Source organism: Paenisporosarcina sp. P5_A11 (genome assembly GCF_056400705.1).
The window spans coordinates 1-21,629 of sequence record NZ_JBFUKT010000021.1 but is presented as its reverse complement, the minus strand read 5'-3'; the positions used below and the strand labels follow the sequence as shown (position 1 = coordinate 21,629).

19 protein-coding genes are annotated in these 21,629 nt (G+C 39.2%); 8 read left to right on the top strand and 11 right to left on the bottom strand.

Annotated features, from left to right (window positions below):
* Nucleotides 1–8: 8 nt before the first annotated feature.
* Nucleotides 9–1,472 carry a CoA-acylating methylmalonate-semialdehyde dehydrogenase gene (locus tag AC1DOS_RS05975; RefSeq protein WP_477536759.1) on the bottom strand — a complete coding sequence of 488 codons (1,464 nt, stop codon included), beginning with the start codon at nucleotides 1,470–1,472 and terminating at the stop codon, nucleotides 9–11.
* A gap of 845 nt (nucleotides 1,473–2,317) precedes the next feature.
* Between AC1DOS_RS05975 and AC1DOS_RS05970 the strand changes: the two genes are divergently transcribed.
* Entirely contained in the window at nucleotides 2,318–2,695 is a 378-nt protein-coding gene (locus AC1DOS_RS05970) for a PTS sugar transporter subunit IIA (RefSeq protein WP_477536767.1), read from the top strand.
* 239 nt (nucleotides 2,696–2,934) lie between these two features.
* Here AC1DOS_RS05970 and AC1DOS_RS05965 read toward each other — a convergent pair whose 3' ends face one another.
* From AC1DOS_RS05965 to AC1DOS_RS05955, 3 genes are all read right to left on the bottom strand, one after another.
* Complete coding sequence (locus tag AC1DOS_RS05965; RefSeq protein WP_477536758.1) at nucleotides 2,935–4,032, bottom strand: DUF4179 domain-containing protein; 1,098 nt, start codon at nucleotides 4,030–4,032, stop codon at nucleotides 2,935–2,937.
* Nucleotides 4,007–4,555 carry a sigma-70 family RNA polymerase sigma factor gene (locus AC1DOS_RS05960; RefSeq protein ID WP_477536757.1) on the bottom strand — a complete coding sequence of 183 codons (549 nt, stop codon included), beginning with the start codon at nucleotides 4,553–4,555 and terminating at the stop codon, nucleotides 4,007–4,009. Before AC1DOS_RS05960 ends, AC1DOS_RS05965 begins: the two co-directional genes overlap by 26 nt.
* Before the next feature lie 406 nt (nucleotides 4,556–4,961).
* Nucleotides 4,962–5,669, bottom strand: a complete 708-nt coding sequence (locus AC1DOS_RS05955) for a DNA alkylation repair protein (protein ID WP_477536756.1) — start codon at nucleotides 5,667–5,669, stop codon at nucleotides 4,962–4,964.
* 196 nt (nucleotides 5,670–5,865) lie between these two features.
* Here AC1DOS_RS05955 and AC1DOS_RS05950 point away from each other — a divergent pair, with 196 nt between their 5' ends.
* From AC1DOS_RS05950 to AC1DOS_RS05925, 6 genes are all read left to right on the top strand, one after another.
* A complete protein-coding gene (locus tag AC1DOS_RS05950; RefSeq protein ID WP_477536755.1) occupies nucleotides 5,866–6,564 on the top strand; it encodes a response regulator in 699 nt (232 codons plus the stop codon).
* A complete protein-coding gene (locus AC1DOS_RS05945) occupies nucleotides 6,554–7,558 on the top strand; it encodes a sensor histidine kinase (RefSeq protein ID WP_477536754.1) in 1,005 nt (334 codons plus the stop codon). Before AC1DOS_RS05950 ends, AC1DOS_RS05945 begins: the two co-directional genes overlap by 11 nt.
* 106 nt (nucleotides 7,559–7,664) lie before the next feature.
* Complete coding sequence (locus tag AC1DOS_RS05940; protein WP_477536753.1) at nucleotides 7,665–8,426, top strand: ABC transporter ATP-binding protein; 762 nt, start codon at nucleotides 7,665–7,667, stop codon at nucleotides 8,424–8,426.
* Nucleotides 8,416–10,362: an ABC transporter permease gene (locus AC1DOS_RS05935; RefSeq protein ID WP_477536752.1), complete on the top strand. Its 1,947-nt coding sequence runs from the start codon at nucleotides 8,416–8,418 to the stop codon at nucleotides 10,360–10,362. The genes AC1DOS_RS05940 and AC1DOS_RS05935 overlap by 11 nt, the downstream gene beginning before the upstream one ends.
* A gap of 360 nt (nucleotides 10,363–10,722) precedes the next feature.
* A complete protein-coding gene (locus AC1DOS_RS05930; RefSeq protein ID WP_477536751.1) occupies nucleotides 10,723–11,379 on the top strand; it encodes a hypothetical protein in 657 nt (218 codons plus the stop codon).
* Between the two features lie 74 nt (nucleotides 11,380–11,453).
* Nucleotides 11,454–13,013, top strand: a complete 1,560-nt coding sequence (locus tag AC1DOS_RS05925) for a glycine betaine uptake BCCT transporter (protein WP_477536750.1) — start codon at nucleotides 11,454–11,456, stop codon at nucleotides 13,011–13,013.
* 160 nt (nucleotides 13,014–13,173) lie between these two features.
* Here AC1DOS_RS05925 and AC1DOS_RS05920 read toward each other — a convergent pair whose 3' ends face one another.
* Nucleotides 13,174–13,569 carry a VOC family protein gene (locus AC1DOS_RS05920; protein ID WP_477536749.1) on the bottom strand — a complete coding sequence of 132 codons (396 nt, stop codon included), beginning with the start codon at nucleotides 13,567–13,569 and terminating at the stop codon, nucleotides 13,174–13,176.
* A gap of 150 nt (nucleotides 13,570–13,719) precedes the next feature.
* Entirely contained in the window at nucleotides 13,720–14,820 is a 1,101-nt protein-coding gene (locus AC1DOS_RS05915) for a glycerophosphodiester phosphodiesterase family protein (protein ID WP_477536748.1), read from the bottom strand.
* A gap of 789 nt (nucleotides 14,821–15,609) precedes the next feature.
* Between AC1DOS_RS05915 and AC1DOS_RS05910 the strand changes: the two genes are divergently transcribed.
* A complete protein-coding gene (locus AC1DOS_RS05910) occupies nucleotides 15,610–15,972 on the top strand; it encodes a YrdB family protein (RefSeq protein ID WP_108587433.1) in 363 nt (120 codons plus the stop codon).
* Between the two features lie 199 nt (nucleotides 15,973–16,171).
* Here the strand turns inward: AC1DOS_RS05910 and AC1DOS_RS05905 are convergent, their stop codons facing one another.
* From AC1DOS_RS05905 to AC1DOS_RS05885, 5 genes are all read right to left on the bottom strand, one after another.
* Nucleotides 16,172–16,321 carry a hypothetical protein gene (locus AC1DOS_RS05905; protein ID WP_158268345.1) on the bottom strand — a complete coding sequence of 50 codons (150 nt, stop codon included), beginning with the start codon at nucleotides 16,319–16,321 and terminating at the stop codon, nucleotides 16,172–16,174.
* Nucleotides 16,322–16,372: 51 nt separating this feature from the next.
* On the bottom strand, nucleotides 16,373–18,151 hold the full coding sequence (locus AC1DOS_RS05900; RefSeq protein ID WP_477536747.1) for an aminopeptidase P family protein: 1,779 nt from the start codon (nucleotides 18,149–18,151) through the stop codon (nucleotides 16,373–16,375).
* Nucleotides 18,135–19,256: an ethanolamine utilization protein EutH gene (eutH, locus tag AC1DOS_RS05895; protein WP_342542955.1), complete on the bottom strand. Its 1,122-nt coding sequence runs from the start codon at nucleotides 19,254–19,256 to the stop codon at nucleotides 18,135–18,137. The genes AC1DOS_RS05900 and eutH overlap by 17 nt, the downstream gene beginning before the upstream one ends.
* A gap of 40 nt (nucleotides 19,257–19,296) precedes the next feature.
* The gene (locus AC1DOS_RS05890; protein ID WP_477536746.1) at nucleotides 19,297–19,878 is read right to left on the bottom strand and encodes a helix-turn-helix domain-containing protein; all 582 of its coding nucleotides are present in this window, start codon (nucleotides 19,876–19,878) and stop codon (nucleotides 19,297–19,299) included.
* 638 nt (nucleotides 19,879–20,516) lie between these two features.
* The coding region (locus tag AC1DOS_RS05885; protein WP_477536745.1) for a DUF4317 family protein at nucleotides 20,517–21,629 on the bottom strand (1,113 nt) is incomplete at its 5' end.

Here is a 21,629-nt window from a genome sequence, read left to right as displayed (position 1 = left end):
AAACCTTTTTACATAAAGCGAGATGTTATCATTTTTTTACGAGTAAAGAATTGAACACCGTCTTTTCCATTTGCATGCAAATCTCCGTAAAAAGAATCCTTTGCTCCTGAAAAAGGAAAGAATGCCATTGGAGCCGGCACGCCTACATTGACACCGAGCATACCTGGTTCAGCATCTTCACGGAATTGGCGCACTGCCTTTGCATCCTGTGTATAAATGGTTGCTGAGTTTCCAAACTTTGATTTATTAACAATCTCAAGTGCCTCGTCTAAATCTTTTGCGTGAAGAATACTTAAAACTGGAGCAAACAGTTCTTCTCTAGCAATCATCATTTCAGGGGTTACTTTGTCAAAAATAGTTGCTCCAAGGAATGTGCCATCTGGATGGTCACCCATTTCAAGTCTTCCATCACGAACAAGAGTTGCTCCTTCTTCTACCGCTTGCTCAATTAAACCAACTATCTTTTCACGATGAGAATGACGAATAACAGGTGTGAGCAGGACTTCTTCATCCATCCCATAACCTACTTTCATTTCATCTACTTTTTGTTTTAGAGCATTCACAAATGTTTCTTGATGTCCAACTAATACAACGGCACTACATGCCATACATCGTTGACCAGCACTTCCAAAAGAGGAACTTAGAACATTTTGAACGGCTTTTTCTAAATCCGTATCCGGCATGACAATATGATGGTTTTTAGCGCCGGATAAAGCTTGGACTCTTTTCCCTTGTGAGGCTGATTTTTCATATACATACTTGGCAACAGGTTGAGAACCAACAAATGAAATTGCCTTTACATCTAGATTTTCAATTAATGCATTTACAACATCATGAGTTCCATGAACAATGTTAAATACACCATCTGGAAGACCAGCTTCCGCTAACAATTCTGCGAGTTTGTTTGCTAGGATCGGTGTGCGTTCCGATGGCTTTAATACAAATGTATTTCCACATGCAATTGCGAGTGGGAACATCCAACAAGGAACCATCATCGGAAAATTAAACGGAGTAATCCCACCTACTACCCCCAAAGGGTAACGATACATTTCCGAATCGATTTCTTCTGAAATACTACATAGTGTTTCACCCATCATTAATGTTGGTGCACCTGAAGCAAATTCCACACATTCAATACCACGGAGTACTTCCCCATGTGCTTCTTTGTAGCTTTTTCCATTTTCCATTACAAGTAAATTTGCTAATTCTTCATGGTTATCAATTAATAATTGCTGATATTTAAATAAAATACGAGCACGTTTTGGTACTGGAACCTTCCGCCAAGTCATAAAGGCTGATTTGGCTGCTTGGACAGCTTGTTCCACATCTTCTTTCGTTGACACAGGCACTGTTGCTAACAATTTTCCTGTTGCTGGGTTTGGAACATCTAAGTACTCTGTTGCTAATGAATCGACCCATTGTCCATTCACAAAGTTTTTCAAAGCTACAATTCTATTGGTCAAAACCGTCATTTATATTACCTCCCAAGTCTATTGATATAATATTCAGACTCCAACGGCATTATACCTTTCCAACTACTAAATCACTGATAATTATTCGTCGTAAGTGTTAGGTGCAAATATGACAGTTCTAGTTTTAAAATATCCATGAAAAAGGAGCCCCCAGTAATCGTCCGAATGATTGGGGGCTCCTAAATTTGTATGCAATTTTAGTGAATGATTTAAATTTTTCTCAACACAGGGGCATGAAAATAAAATGGATTAATTCTATCTTCCCTCTGTTAGAAACAATGCATGACAATTCCAGTTGTTGAATATCCATAGACAAGTTACCCCAGAGCAAAAAACAAAGTTATCGCTGGAAATAATGAAGGGAAGATGGTTTTGCAAATGTTTGGTACCGTCTCTATCTCTACTGGTTTGGTAAAACTTTTGATTTAAATAAAAATACAGTTGATACATATGAAGTGGTAGATGAGTCTAGTAGCAAAAGTACTGTTAGTGCAGTTGGCAGAGGTTTTGATGGAGGACTTATTTTGGACCGGTTGGTCTACTTGCCGGATTATCTGCAAAATCAAAGATTACCCATTTAGTAGCAGTTCAATTCAAAGATGGTAAAAAATCCTATTAGATATCGATAATAAAATCTATAAAGCTATTTTAAAGAAATTATTTTAGGGATTCCAATCCATTACAATATATTATTCTTAATATGATACTAAACTGAAATTTTTAGCCAAACACTTCTTTAATAATCTTTAATAAAAAAGCTCAAGCCATTTTTGTTGGTATAACACTCTGTTTGCTGAGGGTTGACTTGATAGAACGAGCGAGCAGATGTTTCAAATCGTACGTCTCTGATAAATGACGCTCTTGATCAAGTGTTCTCGGGCAAAATGGTAGGAGACGGATTTACGATCAAACCTAAAGATGGAAAAGTCGTTTCACCTATGAACGGTAAAGTAGTTACTGTTTTCCCAACCAAACATGCAATTGGTATCGTAGCTGATAACGGCACAGAAGGATTTACTTCTAAGATTGAACAAGATGACCTCGTAGAACAAGGCCAGGTCTTAATGGAAGTAGATTTGGATTATGAGAAAAGAACGCTCCATCTATCATCACTAATCGTATTTACGAATTTGGAAGCAGGACAAGCTGTGACAATCAAGAAATCTGGTAATGTTAATTCGAATGATAAAAACATTGTTGAGATTACTAATGGAAACAACTGAAACATGTAACTAACATTACACCTCGGGTATCAGCAACAATTGTTTGCTGATTCTCGGGGTTTTTAAAACTTAAATGGTTAAAACAGCACAATATACTCAAAAAGCACATCAACTTTTTAGGTTGATGTGCTTTCATCTTTTAGGTTATTAGTGCCAAGTATGTTTCTATTTATGATAGTAACTACTACACAAACTGCATATCTATCTAAGTATATTACAGTTGAGAAAAGTTATTCTAGTTACTCCGGCAACTTCGGTATGGTCGGATTCTTCACGATCTTATAAGACTGTTTGATTAAATCAATTTCAATCGCATCAAACTCAAGTTTTATCGATTCACCTTCATTAGTTTCGGTATTAAAACGACTGACCGTGGCAAATGGATAAAACGTTAATGAAGTGGCCTCTGGATTCAAGCCCCCCAGCGTGGCCGTCCAGTTAAAATCTTCTCTTGTTTGCGCTGAGCCATCTGTAGAACCACCATTATAAGGAACTTCATACACATTGCCTAAATTATCACTGGCGATTAATTCAGCTTCCACAGCTTCCCACTCTTCTAACAAAGAGGGTTCTACAAGCTGTTGATATGCGATGTTGACTGACACATCGGTTAAAGTAATCTCTTTTAGATGCACCGTTACTCCATCCGCCGTCACTTTTTCATCTACAACAATAGGCTCTCCAGAAATTTGACTGACCGCAAATTCAAAGGTCCAGTTACCGTCTATTTCTTTAGTATCTGTGATAATTGTAGTGGGTTTCCAAGAAACATATGCCTGTGCCCTTTCAATGTCATTGTCAAAATCCGGAGTTATGGTTAATAAGCCCACGTAGCCCACATTCTCTACATATTCATACTCCATACCTGAATTGCTTCCCTCCGCGCCTTTTACAATAGGAAAACCAGCGATTTCTATTGCTTCTCCTAATGGTTCTTCCGACTTTAAGATAAATGAAATCGTTACATTGGTTCCGTCATAGACTGCCTGGTCAATGGTTATGTCGATTCCTTTACTACTTTGAGACAAACCTACGGACTCGCTAAAACGTCCATATGACTCAAATTCATCATTGTCTACCGCAAAATAATCGAACACTGACCCAATGATTGGAATCTGCGCCACAAAGTTTGCAAGAGCCGGTGAGACGATCATTGATGTAGTCGAAATTCCGATGATTAGTGCCACGGCCGCTGCCACTTGGTAAAAGCGTTTTCTACTTCTAGTCTTTTGTAATGGTGGGTTAAACAATAAGTCGTCAATTATTTGGTCTAGCTTTTGCGTTGGCACCTGAATTGTCTCAAGGGATGATTTAATTGAAATCTCTTTGTCTTTCATCCGTATACACTCCTTTTAAATTTTGTTTTAGTAACGATAGACCCCGGTGAATATTCGTTTTCACCGTGCCTTCAGGACAATCGAGTATATTCGCAATTTGTTTCACTGAAAAGTCTTGATAAAACCGCAGCAGCAATGTCGTTTTATATTTTTCTGGCAATTTACTGAGAGCATCTGCGACGTCCAATTGCTGAGCTAACTCCTCAGACATTTCATTCCCCACTAATTGTTCTACAACACTTTCTATCACGACCAGATTTTTCTTCTTCTTCAGTGCCGCAATGGCATTATTAATACATATCCGTGTCAACCAAGTCGAGAAGTAGATAGGTTCTCTCAGTTGATGTATGGATTCAATTGCTTGCAGTACCGTTTGCTGAAATACTTCGAGTGCATCTTCTTCGTTTTTCATGTATGTATACGCCATCCGGTAAAGCTTTTCTTTTTCTTGCTTTAACAAATCTTGGAGTGCCAATTTATCGCCCTGGATCGCCGCAATGACAATCTGTTCTTCATGTTGCATTCTGCACATCCCCCTTTTACTAATTAGAGCTATAAGACGTTTAAAACGTTTCATTTTTTTGAATAAGTGGTGAAAAATTACATTGTTGTTTTTAGATAATATTAACAGTAAATGGAATTAAACCTATGCTATTTTAATTGTTTCAATATACGAAATAGGAATACTACAAAAAGGACGTTCGTAAATGTGTCAAAACACTTTACGATCGTCCTTTTATTTTCTACTACTTTTACAAACCTTGGTTATGCTTTCTACTATCATATGTCAGACACAGAAACGTTTTCAAACCATCACTATGCCAAGTGCTGGTTAAATGACCACCGTGCCATGAAAGTGGAAGAGTTTATTACAGTGGGGAGTGAGCAGCTTGTAGATTACAATACACCCCAATTTTGCGAGGCTAATTTTAACATCTTACATGCTTGCGTTTAAAACCAAGCTTTCCTTTATCCACTTCTTTTTGAATACTTTCGTATGCATTTAGAAAACTGCTTTTTTTCTTGTCCCGTTTGATTTCTACTGGTCCTATTGCCTTTGCGGTATCGACTGCCTTTTCATGAAGCGGCAAATATGAAATCCCCACGGTGTATAGAAAATTATTCATAGCGGATTTCGTTCGTTCTGGAGAATCGTGAATCGTTTTTTTCACAAGATCAAGCAAATTGGAAATCTTGCTTTCTGAAAATTCAACGTCTAGTCGATTCCCTAAAAGCCAACAGTAGCAACTAAAGCCCCCTGACATTCTTAGCTCTTCACCGCTCGCGATCCATTTATCAGCAACTTCTTGTGCAATATCTGACTCTGATAAAGTTACGGCCACTACAAAATCGGACAGCATATAAAAATACGCAGCATCCATCCAACGATCATAATCCGACTCACTCATGGCTTTTGGGTCTGCAATAATGCCTGCAAAGTACATTGCATCGTAGTTCCCAGTGGAATAAAGCTCTTCAGCTAAAGGTTGATTTATTTTTATTTTCTTTGCGATTGGTTTCATAGCGCCTGTAGCCGCGCCAAAAAGCGGCTCATGTGCACCATTGGAAATGTACATTTTTTTAGTTCGTTCCTTGCCAAGGGCTTCAAGCTCCTGCATAACCATTTCTAAATTCATCGTTTAGCACTTCCTTCTTTTTAGAGTTTTTCCCCTAATATTAACATCATATAAGAAGTTAATAAATTATCTTATCAAATCACTAACGAAGTCTCTTCCCCAAAATACCTCCTATATCTGAACGTTAATATGATTAGCAACCTGACAGAATTTGCTATACACTTTATGTAATACTAAAGGCTGTGTGGTGATTTTTTTGTTCAAATTGTTGTTAATTGAAGATGATGCTTCCTTGTTTGATGAAATACAGGACAGGCTCTCGCAGTGGTCTTACGAAGTTTTCGGAATCCATGATTTCAACAATGTCATGGATGAGTTTATATCCGTTAAGCCTGATCTGGTCATTATTGATATCCAGCTGCCCAAATTTGATGGCTTTCATTGGTGCCGAATGATTCGGTCGCATTCGAATGTGCCAATCATCTTCCTGTCCTCCCGTGACCATCCCACAGACATGGTCATGTCGATGCAGCTTGGGGCTGATGATTTTATCCAGAAGCCTTTCCATTTTGAGGTTCTGATTGCGAAAATCCAGGCGATTCTTCGCCGTGCTTACAACTATAGTTCCGAGCCGATAAGCCTGAGGACTTGGTGCGGTGCAGCGGTTGATTTTGAAAAGAATACGGTTTCGAATGATTTTGGATCAATTGAACTGACCAAAAATGAAAGTTTCATCCTTCAGCTCCTCATAGAGCAGAAGAATAAAATCGTCACCAGGGACCAGTTGATGAACAGCCTTTGGGACGACAAGCGCTTCATCAGCGACAATACGCTGACGGTCAATGTCAACCGGTTACGCAAGCGCCTTGATGAGCTGGGACTCGGACAATACATACTAACGAAAGTCGGACAGGGATATATGGCGCTTGAAGAGGCAAAGAATTATGAGTCGTAACTTCCTGATTGAACGAGTCAGCTGGATTCTCCTGTTCGCTGCATTGCAAGTTTTCGGCCTGTTCATTGCCTATATTGACGCGACAATCCCATTCGGCTCCATACTCTATATTTCTTTCTTGTCCTCCCTACTTTTTGCCGTCTTTCTGTGCTTCCGTTATTTTAAAGAAACGAGATTTTTCCGAAGTCTGGAAGATTGGGAAAGCAGCCTCGACCTTTCGGAAGTTGCCGAACCTGTTAGCCCTTTTGAAACAATTGTCGAGCGCTGCATCACGGAGCAAACTGCGCTGCTGAAAGCCGAGCTGTCAGAAAACCGCATCCATCTGGAGCAGGAGATAGACGATCTTCTATCCTGGATTCATGAAGTTAAAACTCCTTTGACCGCCATGCAATTGATGATTGGACGCGTCGAAAATGAATCGCTGAAAGCCCAGCTGAACCAAGAATGGCTTCGGATTCATTTACTTTTGGACCAGCAACTCCACCAAAAACGTCTGACGGTCATCGAGAACGACCTTTATATCGAACAAAACAATCTTGAATCGATTGTTTTCACTGAAATCAAAACCGTGCAATCCTGGTGCATACAAAAAGGCATTGGCTTTGACATACAACTCGACATAACCAGCGTACTGAGTGATGCTAAGTGGCTGTCCTTCATCATCCGTCAGCTGTTGACCAATGCTATCAAATATAGTGACGCAAGCGACATCCAGATTCGAAGCTACAGTAAAGACGGCCAGACCTTCCTGGATATAGTGGACCAAGGAAGAGGAATCGATCCGAAAGACCTTCCAAGAATCTTTGACAAAGGGTTCACTTCAACGACCAATCACCGGGAGCAGGCCTCGACCGGCATCGGCCTCTATTTGGCGAAAAAAGCAGCAGCCCCCCTTCTCATCAAAATTGATGTGGAGTCTCAGATTGGTCAAGGGACGACTGCCACTTTATCATTCCCAAAACAAAATGAATTTGTGAACTTACAGGGCATGTGACAAAAGTGTCACATGCTTTTGTTTTTTGTTCGGCCAATCGCAGGATTAAAATGTCATTCCTTTTTATAATTAACTCATCCCAACAAAACAAAAGGAGTATGGACATATGAACATATTGGAAGCAAGAAAAATCCGTAAGAGCTACGGTAGCAAGTTAAATAGACAAGAAGTACTGAAAGGCATAGACATCAGTATCCAGAAAGGTGAATTCGTCAGCATCATGGGCGCATCCGGGTCCGGCAAGACGACTTTGCTGAATGTTCTTTCCACTATCGACCATGTAAGCGAAGGTACCATCCAGATCAATGGCAGTGAAATGAACCGAATGAAGGAGAAACAGCTGGCCGAATTCCGCAAAAACCATCTCGGTTTCATATTCCAGGAATACAACCTGCTTGACACCCTGACGGTAAAGGAAAATATCCTGCTGCCGCTATCAATCACCAAATTGCCGAAAAAGGAAGCCGAAGACAAGTTTACGGCATTGGCCAGTGGGCTCGGCATTCTGGAGATTGCGCATAAATATCCGAACGAAATATCAGGCGGCCAAAAGCAGCGGACTTCCGCAGCACGGGCATTCATCCATGAACCAAGCATTATTTTTGCGGATGAGCCGACCGGCGCTCTTGACTCAAAATCCGCTTCAGACTTGCTGAACAAACTGAGTGAATTGAACAGGCAGAGACAGTCAACTATTGCCATGGTGACACATGACCCTACCGCTGCCAGTTTCTGCAGCCGGGTGATTTTCATCAAGGACGGCCAAGTGTATACGCAACTGCATAAAGGGAATCAATCCAGAAAGACGTTCTTCGAAGATATCATCAAAACGCAAGGTGTTCTTGGAGGAGTTCAGAATGAACATTAACATCATCATCTTCCGCAACCTGAAAAAGAATCTCAAAAATTATTATCTATATGTATTTGCACTCGTATTCAGTGTCGCACTGTATTTCTCATTCGTCACCCTGCAATACGATCCGGCGATGGATGCAACGAAAGGCACAATCAAAGGCGGGGCTTCCATCCGTGCTGCCTCCATCCTGCTCGTGGCGATTGTTACAATATTCGTGCTGTATGCCAACACGATTTTCATCAAACGGCGCAGCCGGGAAATCGGCTTGTTCCAACTAATCGGCATGACCAAAGCGAAAATATTCCGCATCCTGAGCATCGAGAATCTCATCCTTTATTTCAGTTCGATCGTATTGGGGATTTTTATCGGGTTTTCATTCTCTAAATTGGCTTTGATGATTCTATTTAAACTGACGGCAGTGGATACTGCGGCCACCCTCCAGTTTTCAACACAGGCGTTCATCCAGACACTGGCTGTTTTCATCGGGATCTTTTTATTGATATTGGTGATGAATTATTTGTTCATCCGAAAGCAAAGCATATTATCCTTATTCACTTTGACTTCCTCGACGGAAAGCCATGTGAAGAAAACATCCAAGCTGGAAATCGGCATTGGCATTGCAGGATTGTTTTTAATCGGTTCAGGATACTTCGTATCATCCAGATTGTTCGAAGGCGATTTCGCGGGAATGACTGGGCTTTTCATTGCCATGGCATACACACTCGCTTCAGTCATTATCGGGACATACTTGTTCTATAAAGGGTCGGTCAGTTTCCTTGCCAATTTGATCCGAAAGAAAAAAGATGGTCATTTAACCGTCCATGAAGTGCTGTCACTGTCCTCCATCCAGTTTAGGCTGAAATCAAACGCACTACTGCTAACGATTATCACGGCAGTATCGGCACTGGCAATTGGCTTGCTGTGCTTAAGCTATATCTCTTATTATTCAGCAGAAAAGACGGCAACGGATTATTCCCCCGCTCACTTTTCACTGACGGATACAGCTGCCGCTGATAAATTCAAGCATTCACTGGAGACAGAGGGCATCAAGTACCGTGAAACTTTGATCGACGTCCTCACTGTGAAAATCAATGCATCTGACATTATGGAAACAGAACTGCCGGAGCTTGCGAAGGATGCAGCTGCCATGTCGCTTCCTGTCGTCAGCGACAGCAGTGTCAAAAGCATTGATGTCAAGGCGGATGAAACGGTCTTCACTGGGACCAGCAATTTGCTCCAGAAAATCATCAAAATTAAAGACTCAGGAAACATTGAGCTGATTGGCAAAACAGAACGTATCCCACAGAAGTTCATAGGGATGGAGAAGGACTTCGTCGTCTCCTGGTACTTCACGGATGGTGGACTTCCAATCGCTGTCGTCGACAAAACTGTGTTCGAGCGATTGAAAAATGATGTGGATCCCGCTATTCAAAAAGAATCCATGGTTTATATCGGCATCGACATAGCCGATGAAAAGGAAATCGTTCGTGCGAATGAAATGTTTGCAGAAAACGGATTGAGTGGCAACTATGCCAACGATTCCCGCCTGGATATAAGCAAGAAGCAGAAGAATACGATGGGCCTTGCTATGTTCATTGTTGGATTCCTCGGGCTCACTTTCCTAATCACTTCCGGCTGTATCCTGTACTTCAAGCAGATGGGCGAGAGTGATGAAGAAAAACCGAACTACACCATTCTGCGAAAGCTTGGTTTTACACAAAGCGATTTGCTGAAAGGAATCCGCTTGAAACAGCTGTTCAATTTCGGCATTCCTTTAATCGTCGGACTTTGCCACAGCTACTTCGCCGTCCAATCGGGATGGTTCCTATTCGGGACCGAGCTATGGACACCAATGTTCATCGTCATGGGTATCTACACAGCACTTTATTCGATTTTCGGATTATTGTCGGTTCTGTACTCCAAGAAAGTCATCAAACAGGCTCTTTAATAGATCGGGAAAGGCTCCAGGGATTTTCTTGCTGGGGCCTTTTTACGGAATGGTCTCTGCCAACATATCTTTCGTAATCTTTAATAACTTTATTATCTCAATTCCAACCAAGCCACTGCTTCACAATGCGTGGAGTGTATGTGACAACACATGAGGTGCTAGTGGTTTTTTATTTAAGCATATCTGTATATCCAGGCATTTTTTACAGGGAATTAGCTATATTTTGCACGAAGACATGATTATGTTTAACTTGTACTCATCAGGGGAATACATAATAATGGGCATTTATTACCTGAAAAATAATAGGGTCTATAAAAAACTAGAAATAACTAAATGCGCAATAATTTGGAGGTTGAGAATGTGAAATTGTTTCAGGTCCGAAAAGGGCAAATTGTATATTATCAGAACGAATTACACAGGGTTTATTCGGTAAAACCTATGTATAGAAAATCTGTTCATTTAATGAAATTGAGGGATTTATCACAGCATTTAAGCAGTGCGGCGGAAATAGATAAGTACCAGCCAAAGGAACTGGATAGCTTTATTTTCAATAAAAACATCTATACCCTCAGCAAGGATCGAAAAGCTGAGGAAGGAGATTACATATTAATTACACACCCCAATCCTGATTACTTGGATCATTATTCTTTAAATGAAATTGAGGTAGTGGCAACCGTTGAATCCAAAGGGGTTATTACAAGCAAGTCTAACGGGGTTAGGCATAATGAGTATCTTTTGATGGTTCCAGGCCGCCATGAACACAGCAACCCGATTGAATATCAAGACATTCAAAATATTGATGACAGCAACTTGAATGACCTGTCAAACTTTAATGCTGATATGCTGCCATCAATAGGCGACGTGTATAGTAGCAATGATAAAGATGCATCAATCGAAGCGATGGTTGTCGCCATACAGGGCAATACTATATTTTTGGGGGGCAATTTAGAGTTGGCACTTGAAGAGTTAATGAACACTGAAAAATGGGAATTTCTATATAACCTTCTTGATCAATGATTTCTTTATTTCCTCTTCACAATTGGACTTATCTGCCTTATTAGTTTCACAATTTAATTCTGTTGGAGGTTTCCATGAATGTTAATAAGCTAAAAGAAAATAGTGTTTTTATCATCTCACTATTATTAACCCTTATCTTTATTGCATGGGGGGTCTTTTTCACAGACCTTCTTACCAAAGTAACCGATACTATTTATAATGCATCCATTGATTACCTTGGATGGGTATATATCGGCTCTACCCTTTTCTTTGTGATTTTTTCCATCTATTTGCTGTTTTCTAAGTATGGCCACATTCGGTTAGGCAAGTCGACTGACCGGCCTGATTTTAATACCGCATCCTGGCTAGCCATGTTGTTTGGGGCAGGAATGGGAATTGGGATTGTTTACTGGAGTGTCGCTGAGCCGGTCACCCACTATACGAACCCTCCATATGGAGAGGGCTTTACTATTGACTCAGCCAATCTCGCCATGAAATATACATTTTTTCATTGGGGCTTGCATCCATGGGCAATTTACACGGTTATTGGACTAGCTCTTGCTCTCTGCCAATATAACAAAAAACTGCCTGCAGCCATTAGTTCTGTTTTCTATCCGATTCTGAAGGATAAAATATATGGACCCATCGGCAAAACGATTGATATTCTCTCTGTTTTTGCAACAGTCTTTGGGATTGCAACATCCCTTGGCCTTGGAGCCTTGCAAGTTACTGCAGGGATGCATACCATATTCGGTGCCCCAAATACGCTGTTTGTCCAGCTGATTGTCATTGCAGTGGCTACAGTGATTTTCCTTATTTCAATCAACACTGGCTTGGAGAAGGGAATTCAATACTTATCCAACGCGGCAATGATTATATCGTTCGCCATTTTGCTGTTGATCCTTATAGTCGGTCCTACCTTGACGATCATTAAAGTATTTTTTAATACTTCTGGGCTATATATTAATGATTTTGTCCAAATGAGTTTAAGGATGACACCATTTGGTGAAGGAGAATGGATTGCATCATGGACATTATTTTATTGGGCATGGTGGATTGCTTGGGCACCGTTCGTCGGCATGTTTATCGCTCGTATATCTAGGGGGAGAACGGTAAAAGAGTTTGTCATCGGCGTATTGATTGTTCCGACTCTTGGAACATGTATTTGGATGTCCATATTTGGCGGCTCCGCTCTTGATATGGTAGTCAACTCAGAAAACCATGAACTGGCGACCTATATAGCGGACAATGTGTCATTGGCTATTTTTACATTCTTTGAACATCTTCCATTAAGTTCCGTATTAAGCATCATGGGATTTGCTCTTGTGGCCATTTATTACGTAACCGTTGCGGATACTTCTACATTCGTATTAGGCATGTTGAGTGAAGGTGGAACGTTGAATCCTTCCAATAAAATCAAAATGACATGGGGCATCATTCAATCTGCGGTTGCAGCGGTCCTGCTAATATCCGGTGGATTAGAGGTATTGCAAACAGCTTCTATTGCAGCAGCTTTTCCATTTGCCCTTATTATGATCTTCATGTGCTACTCCTTGCTGAAAGGACTGCAAAGTGAATTGGAAATACAACCAAGTAATAAAAGCCAAAGAACAGTGGTAAGGAAAACGAGGCCATCTTCGTTTAAGAATATTTGAATCAAAAAACTGGAGCCTTTTGGGGCTCCATTTTTTTTGTGTTCATAAAGTTATTTTGCACACCGTTCAAGCCTTGTAAATAAGCCAGTCAGGAATTTTGGAAATATTGTTTTTCCATTACTTCTCCCTTGCTCCCCTTTTTATACACCTATCACGGATTCTATTTTGCATTCACATCGGGTTGATGAATTCCGAATATATTGCCTTCGGTATCAATATAATATCCTTGCCATGCCATTCCAGGCAGGGCATATTTGGGCATTGCGACCTTGCCGCCATTCTCAATGATTTTAACCTCTGTTATATCGTAATTTTCCACACCCATTGTACAAGCAAATCCATTTAAAGCTTGGCCAGTTTCCGCCGGAGCACTTTGACGTTGCATTAAAGCACCATTGATTCCAGGTTCATTTGCATCACCAGTCACTGCTCCAAAGTAAGGCATTCCTGCATAATCACTATAATCTTGAAATGACCATCCAAATACCTCTCCATAAAATTTCTTTGCCTGTTCCATGTCATCCACATGAATTTCGAAATGAACTAATCTCCCCATAATTACCTCCTATTTATTGATTACATACATTGTCTTTCACCAAAGGCAAATGGACATTCTTCCACCTTGATAAAAGGAGTTTCATAATGTAAGTATTCTCTATCTATAGTCCAGGTTCCTTTTTCAACCAAATAAAATTTTTCATTTTCATTACTCTTTGCGAGCAGAATAACTCTTAGGTAGTTCAAGATTATGCTGCTCCATGACCACACGTAGGCGGTCTGGGTAGTTAGTGATGATTCCATCTACGCCATCATCGATAAGCTTGTCCATAGTAGGCTCGTCGTCGACTGTCCACGGAATGACCTTCATGCCGTACTTGTGCGCATCCTGAACCATACTCTTTGTCACATACGGCACATAGCTCTCATCAGTGACTTTTCCATTCTGCGGGAAACCATGAACTGGTGAAATGGCGTCAACGCCGAACGAGTGGGCCGCCGCAACGAGGTCTCCCCCAAAGTCGTCTATGTCAATACCACCCAACCAAGGAGATGCACCCGGCTGACCTGGTTGCAGGAATTGAGGACCGTTAGTCAGTGCGATTAGGGGCAAGCGAGGTTCAACCTCTTTCATTCGCATGAGCGCACCCCAATCGAAGCTTTGGATTGAAACTCGGTTAAGCATTCCGGCTTCGCGAACCTCTTGGGCAACAATCTGCACGAATTCTTCACGTGGCGCTGTTTGCTCCGGTGCCCCGGCTTCCACCTTCGTCTCGATATTCATCCAGACATTATTAGCGTTGTAGAGTTTGACAAGATCGAAAACCTCGGATAGAAGTGGTATCTGTGCACCAGTGCTCAGGGCCTGACCTGGGTATTGCGGCAACATTTGTGAACCGCAGTCCAGCGTACGTACCTGAGCAAGAGTTAGATCCTTTATATACTTGCCAACGTAAGGGTACTCAGGGTCCCCAGCAAATGCCGGGCCTTTGTCTTTACACTTGGCACCCGATATCTTACGGTCGTGAGTAATAACTGCTTGATGGTCTTCGGTAATCTGCACGTCAAGTTCGAGTGTACTCACCCCGAGCTCGAGGGCCTTGGAAAACGATGCAATTGTGGACTCAACGGTGAGCCCAAGTCCGCCGCGGTGCGCCTGAAGATCAAACTCTTTGGGACCAAAGCTCTTCGAGTTGTGTGACCAAGACGGGTTTATAGCGGCTGAGGCTGGTTGTACTGACACTTGGCTTGCCGCTGAACACACCATAAGGGTAGCCATTGTTGCTAATATAAAATTTTTCCTCTTCATATTGCTCATCTCCTTATAAAATCTATTACTCTTATAAGTTTAGATGATTGATGCAAATCCTTGATTAATATGATAATAAGAGAAAGTAAATATAAATAAGTAAATGGTCTTGGTGCTTTCGGTTTATGCAATCACCTTAATATAACAAATAGATATTTAGTCGGAAGTAATAATTCTTATATTCATAGAAAAGATAAAAAAACTTTCCTCAGTTAATGTTTTTTTGTAAATATTGTAGCCGCTGCCTATACAAAATAGAGTCGGAATAGATACTCTCTGAAAGTATTTGTAGAATATAAAATTACGAGAGCTGGACAATTACAAACTGCCTTATAAGTTATCCAAAAGCTGCAATTTCACCATTTTCTTGACCAAAAGAAAGCACCCTATAGGTAGATTTTTTAAGAGTCTAGTCTATAGAGTACATTTTATTTGCAAAGAGACTTTTTTACATCGTAATCTTTTAAAAGCAGTTGTAAACCGCACTCCACATTGGTTGAGTAAAGATCACAGAACTATTTCAGTTGATTTAAAATAAAGTTTGATAATTTATAACAAAGTTTGATAAAACCCTGTATTAATATAGGGTTTTCTTTTGACCTTTAAACTCCAGCAGTATTGTTCAATTAAAGGGCCATTTTCTGGAATAAAGCGATTGCTGAAATCACGGAATTTTTAAATAATTGTTATTAAGTTAGAGCGCAGGATTTTAGAATATGGCCGAAACATATTGTATATAAAAAAATTAACATTAGTTTCTTAATTCTTTTTATTAGGAGGAAGAGTCGGATGGAAATAAAATGGATAGGTGTTAGCGTCCTCACCGGATTCTTTCTACTGGAGCTTGGTGCAATGGCTGCGTTCAGTTACTGGGGTTATCATATCAAGACAGGGGCAGCGGTCAAAATTATACTCGCGGTTGCCACGCCACTAGTCATAGCCACTCTATGGGGTATGTTTCTCTCCCCGAAGGCGTCGCTCCCCATCTTCTCCTTCCCCATACGAACTACGCTTAAGCTGGTTGTGTTCATTGTTGCTTCCGCAGCTTTGTACGCAAGTGGGCAAAACGCGCTCGCGGTTACTTTTCTGACGGTGTCCCTTCTTATCGTGGCAGCAGTCTTTATCTTGAAGTTTCATAAAGTAAATATGTGAAGCTTTATTTGAGAGAATGGAACTTTTCCCCTTTTAATCGGAAGCCTACTATGGTTAAGGAAAATTCAATATTAAAAAGCCTAATTTCTCAATTTAATGCTGAGAAATTAGGCTTATTTTTCATTGCTCCATTACAGTGCCATATTATTGAATAACATTATGATACGCTTCTTCGTGGCACACCTATATGAATTTTTTTTTATTTTCGAATCGCTGCTTTTTCTCTAAAATCAATGATTAGATCCAACTTAATCATAAAGTAAACACCTAGAATTCCATTTAAGCCATATGTCTCTTTTGTAATTTCTACTTGTACTTTAAATGAATCTGCAAGGTTAGTGAATTTCATTGATTTTATACTTTAAGGCGATAAATATTACTTGTATTCGGCAATACCTATTTATATTTCCCTAGTTTCTTCCCTTAGCCATACTCTCTCTTCTTCATTTAAATAAGGAGCTAGCTTTGTGTATACCTCTTGATGATAATTATTTAACCATTGCTTTTCACTCTCTGTTAACATATCTTTATTGATACCGGCCAAATCAATTGGGCAATACGTGATTGTTTCAAACTTCATAAATTGACCAAACTCTGTTTTCTCGTCTTCAACTACTAACATCATATTTTCAATTCTAATTCCATATTTACCTTCGAGGTAAATTCCGGGTTCATTCGTAATAATCATGCCTTTTTCTAATATAACATTATTATTATCATTCCTTATGCTTTGTGGTCCTTCATGAACATTCAAGAAAAAACCTACCCCATGTCCAGTCCCGCATTTATAGTCCAAACCATACTGCCAAATTGGTTGTCTTGCTAAAACATCTAAGTTAGAGCCTGTTGCTCCGTATAAATATTTTACTGAGCTTAATGCAATAAATCCTTTTAACACCAAAGTAAAATCTCTTTTTTGTTCATCGGTAAGTTTTCCTAAAACAATCGTTCTTGTAATATCTGTTGTTCCATCATAATACTGTCCGCCTGAATCAATTAAAAAAAGACCTTCATTCTTAAGAGTATATTGGGTTTCTTTATTGGCTTTATAATGCATCATCGCAGCATGTTCTTTATAACCCGCTATCGTATCAAAGCTAGGTCCAACAAATCCTTCCTGACCCCTTCTGAAATCTTCTAATCTTTCTTCTGCAGTAATCTCTGTAATTTCTTCTTTATCTACAGAGTTTTTTAGCCATTTTATAAATTTCACCATGGCTAAACCATCTTTTATTTCACACCATTTTAAATTTTTTATCTCAACTTCATTTTTAATAGCTTTTAAATTAGTCGTGATGTTAGGAATTTCAATTTTCTTTGTATTACTGTTAATGGCATTATATAAACTGATATTTGTTTTATTCGTATCTAAAATAACGGCATCTCCGTCTGAAAGATTTCTCAAGAATGTTTGTATTTCATGATTCGCTTTTAACTCGATTCCTTCAGCCTCCAGTTCTAATTTAACCAAAGCGGGAACCTTGCAAGAATCAATAAATAAATAACATTTATGTTCTGCTACGATTACATTAGCTATTACAATTGGATTGTTAGGCACATCGGCTCCTCTTATATTTAAAAGCCATGCAATGTCATCAAGGGAAGTTAAAATATAATAATTTGCTCCTTTATTTTTCATTTCTTCTCTTACTTCACTTAATTTTTCTACTCGTGATTTGCCTGCATATTTTACGTCATGAGTAAACATTGGTCCTTTAGGAATCTCCGGTCTATCTTCCCACAGATCACCAATTAAATCTTGATTCATTTTTAATGCGATTATCTTTGCTTTTAGATCTTTTTCCATCTTTTTAACCATATTAATTGAAAAAACATTTCCATCAAAGCCCACAATGCCTCCTTCATTAAGAACATCTGTTAGCCATTCTGAATAAAATGGTACCCCTGGATCCATCATTCTAAATAATCTGATTCCTGAGCCCTCAAGCTGCTCTTCAGCTTGAATATAGTATCTACCATCTGTCCATAACCCAGCATCCTCTAATGTAATAACTACAGTACCTGCTGACCCTGTAAATCCCGATATCCATTGTCTACATTTCCAATGTTCTGCTACATATTCACTCTGATGTGCATCAAAACTGGGAATTATATAAGCATCCATTTGATTTTCTTTCATTAGCTGCCTTAACTTTTCGACCCTATCTCTGATATTCATTACTAATACCTCCATTTTCCTTAAGACTAAATTCTTTACTTTCACGGTCATACAGCCATGCGGCTAGTACTATACTAATTATTCCAGCTGTAAGCTTTGATATTATAAATGCTCCTATCATATCTGGTGCTACTCCTGACACAAATCCAAGTTGACCACCAAATACAAATGCTCCACTTACTCCAAAGGCAGTACATACCACTTTTCCTTTAGGATTCATTTCCTTATATGTTCCAAATATCAGCAGATTACTAGCTAAACTTCCTAGAATGCCTGCTACTGACACTGAATTAATTCCAAATTTCTCTCCTATTTTTTCAAAACTATTTTTAAAAATTCGATTAATAAGCGCTAGCATAGGATATGCTCCACCTAAAACAAATGCGATCTTGGCTACTATAACAGTAGATTCAGATAGTGGTGCTAATCCTGATACAAGCCTTACATCAAATATCACTTCTATACCTTGTAAAAGTAACCCAACAGTACTCAAACTCACTATAAGCTTTCCAAATACATTAAAAACTTTTATAAAAACATGAGGAACTTTTAATAATCCTGCCCCTAAAATAATGGCAAAAACAAATATAGGGACCAGATTCAACACTAATATATTGATATTTATTTTTTGCCATAAGCCTGCTGCAAGACATCCTATTGGTATAGTAATAATTCCAACCAACACACCCTTAGAAAAGTATTTTTCATCCTCTTTAGAAAGCATCCCTAACGCGACAGGTATTGTAAAACTAATTGTGGCTCCTAAAGTAGATGCAATGATAATTCCTGAGAATGCCCCCATTTCCTCTGTCAATGCTAGCTTATTAGCCATTTGATAGCCCCCCATATCTACAGCTAAAAATGCTGCTGGAACTATAGAGGGATCTAGATGAAAAAATCTACAGATTGGAATAATCACAACAGATAAAAAATTTGTAAATATAGGGACTAATGAAATTATTCCTATCATGCCAAGCCCTAAAGCCCCCATGGTCTTTATGCCTTCCTCAAATTTCCCACCCAGTTTCAAATGATTTCCGGTAATATAATCAATAGCTCCGATTACAAAAAAAGAACCAATTAAATATAATATTAATTTATCCATTGTAATTACCACTTTCTATTAACTTTATATAATGTCTTTACTAGTCAGCATCTGTATTATCAAATCCTCTATTGTAGATATAATTAGGCGTATTAACAGCTATAAGCTTGACCATTTTATTAGTGTAATTAGCCCAATTGTGTGCAATATTTGAGTCCATATGAACACTGTCACCAGGATATACTTCATGCCTATTACCATTTATGTAAACTGTTAATATACCCTCTAAAACATAAATGAACTCTTCTCCCTCATGCTTATAGGATAATATTTCTTCATCTTTCTTTTGAGGAAGAATTTCTATAAGCCTTGGAACAAGTTGTTTATTTTCCAAATTTGTACTTAAACTATACTTAATAAAACCACCTTCTACTGAATCCATTATTTTTTGTTCATAACTTCTTAAAACCATATCTTTCCTTTTAAGTGGATAATCAAAAAAATATGTTAAATGTACTTCCAAAATATCAGCTAGTTTTTCAAGTGAATCCACTGCTATGGTAGTAAGCCCTCTTTCTAATTGAGACAGAAATCCAACAGATAGTTCGCTTTTTTCACTTAACTCTTTCAAAGTAATTCCTTTTTCAGTCCTCAATTTCTTTATTTCCATTCCTATATTCATCACTTCACCCCAAATTTCATATTCGTGAATAATATAATATATATCAGAGTAAAATTCAATCTATTATGAAATAATTTCATAAATATGAAATTCATTAGATTAACGTTATCATATATTCTCGCAAGAACAGTCCGTAGAATAATACAATCTGACACAAAAAAAAGACGCTTGATCTATTAAATCTATTCGCCTAGATTGTTAAATAATAAAATACGAAAAAAAGCTATCTTATTGTGCCTTACTCAACTAAAGTACCAATAGCTCGAAGGAGAGTAGAAAACTTTTAGGGTTCTCCATTCAATTAGCCGTTTTTCGGTATCCCAGTTTGCCATACACTCTAATCTATGTAGCCCAGATTTTGTCATATATTATATATAGGGGGTACCGTTCACTCAACAGGTTCAGAATTCGTTATCGATGGTGGATTAACTACACAGTAATAAAAGTACATGAAAAAATCTGTATATGATTTATAAAGGCTGATTTTCTTTTAGTAAAGAAAATCAGCCTTAGTTTTTTATTTAATTTAATTTAAAACCGCACTTATTTGTGGTAAGGTTCCCCGTAGCAGGTCCTAATGAGGTTTATTCCCTTTTCCATTTTAGATAGCCAGCTGAAGGATGACCCAGATCTCTCTCTTACTCCAACAGCTCTTCCGGAAGAAGCTTAAATCCTTCGATCATCGTGTCTTCTTCCACCTCGATCAACAGACAGCGTTTGCCATTGTAATTGACCTCTTTGACATATCTCAAGTCTTGAGGGCTGATTGAAATATTCGCTACTTTCGTGCTAATCTTGATGGACTTGGACGCGTAACTCGGAATGATATGACTTGCTTTCATTTCATATGTTCTGTCTTCAACCACCTGTTGAAATGCCCGCTCCACTTTTTCCGTACTCACATCTTTTACGCCGCTCGCCTTCAGCACACGTTCAACTTCTTTCGCATTCAAAGTAGGCATACTCTCTTCTTCGTCCTCATACTCTTCATCCACCACTAACATACTATTGATTTCATCATATACATTAGCGAGGGTTTTCGAATTTACTTCATCCCCGATTACTGCTTTGACAATTTCTTCAAACACCGCTTTGTCTTCCTCGGCCGTCATGATTTCATTGCCGTTCAAAACATTCTCGATAAATTGGAAATCCGGTTTATTCGCTTTGCTCGCTGCGTAAAGGATGTGATGGATGTCTGCGGCGTTGTCCGTGAAGCTAGGGAACAGAAATCCACCAATTGGAGAGGCCAGTTTAATGACAGGATCTGTCACCAAGCTCGACTTAAACTCTTTCTCGACAAAATCAAACACCAGTGAACTCTTCGGCAATTCGGTTTGATTCATGCTGCAAAGAATAAAAGGAGTGGTATATACTTCATCCCGAACGTCTATTTCTGTTTCATCGGGATTGCGTTTCGTTGTTTTATTATAATTTCCGCGAATGAATGTAACGACCATGTCCTTTTCATATTGTTTGTCCTTAACCATTTTCAAGGCGATCTGCTGCATATGCGCTTTCCATTCACCTATATCTTCAGTCTGAAGTCCTTCATATAATAGTCGTTGCGTATGGTCCGTTTGCTCTTCTGCCTGACGCTGAAACTTCACCTCAAACAGCTTCACATCCAGTTTCCCACCTAAAACCTTTTTAAAATTGGCAAGAAACAGCTCTTGCTGCTCCCGGTCCAACAAGGAAAATGAGTGGCTCTCCTCATGATAGGTATCACTGCTTTCCTGTTGGATGTATAC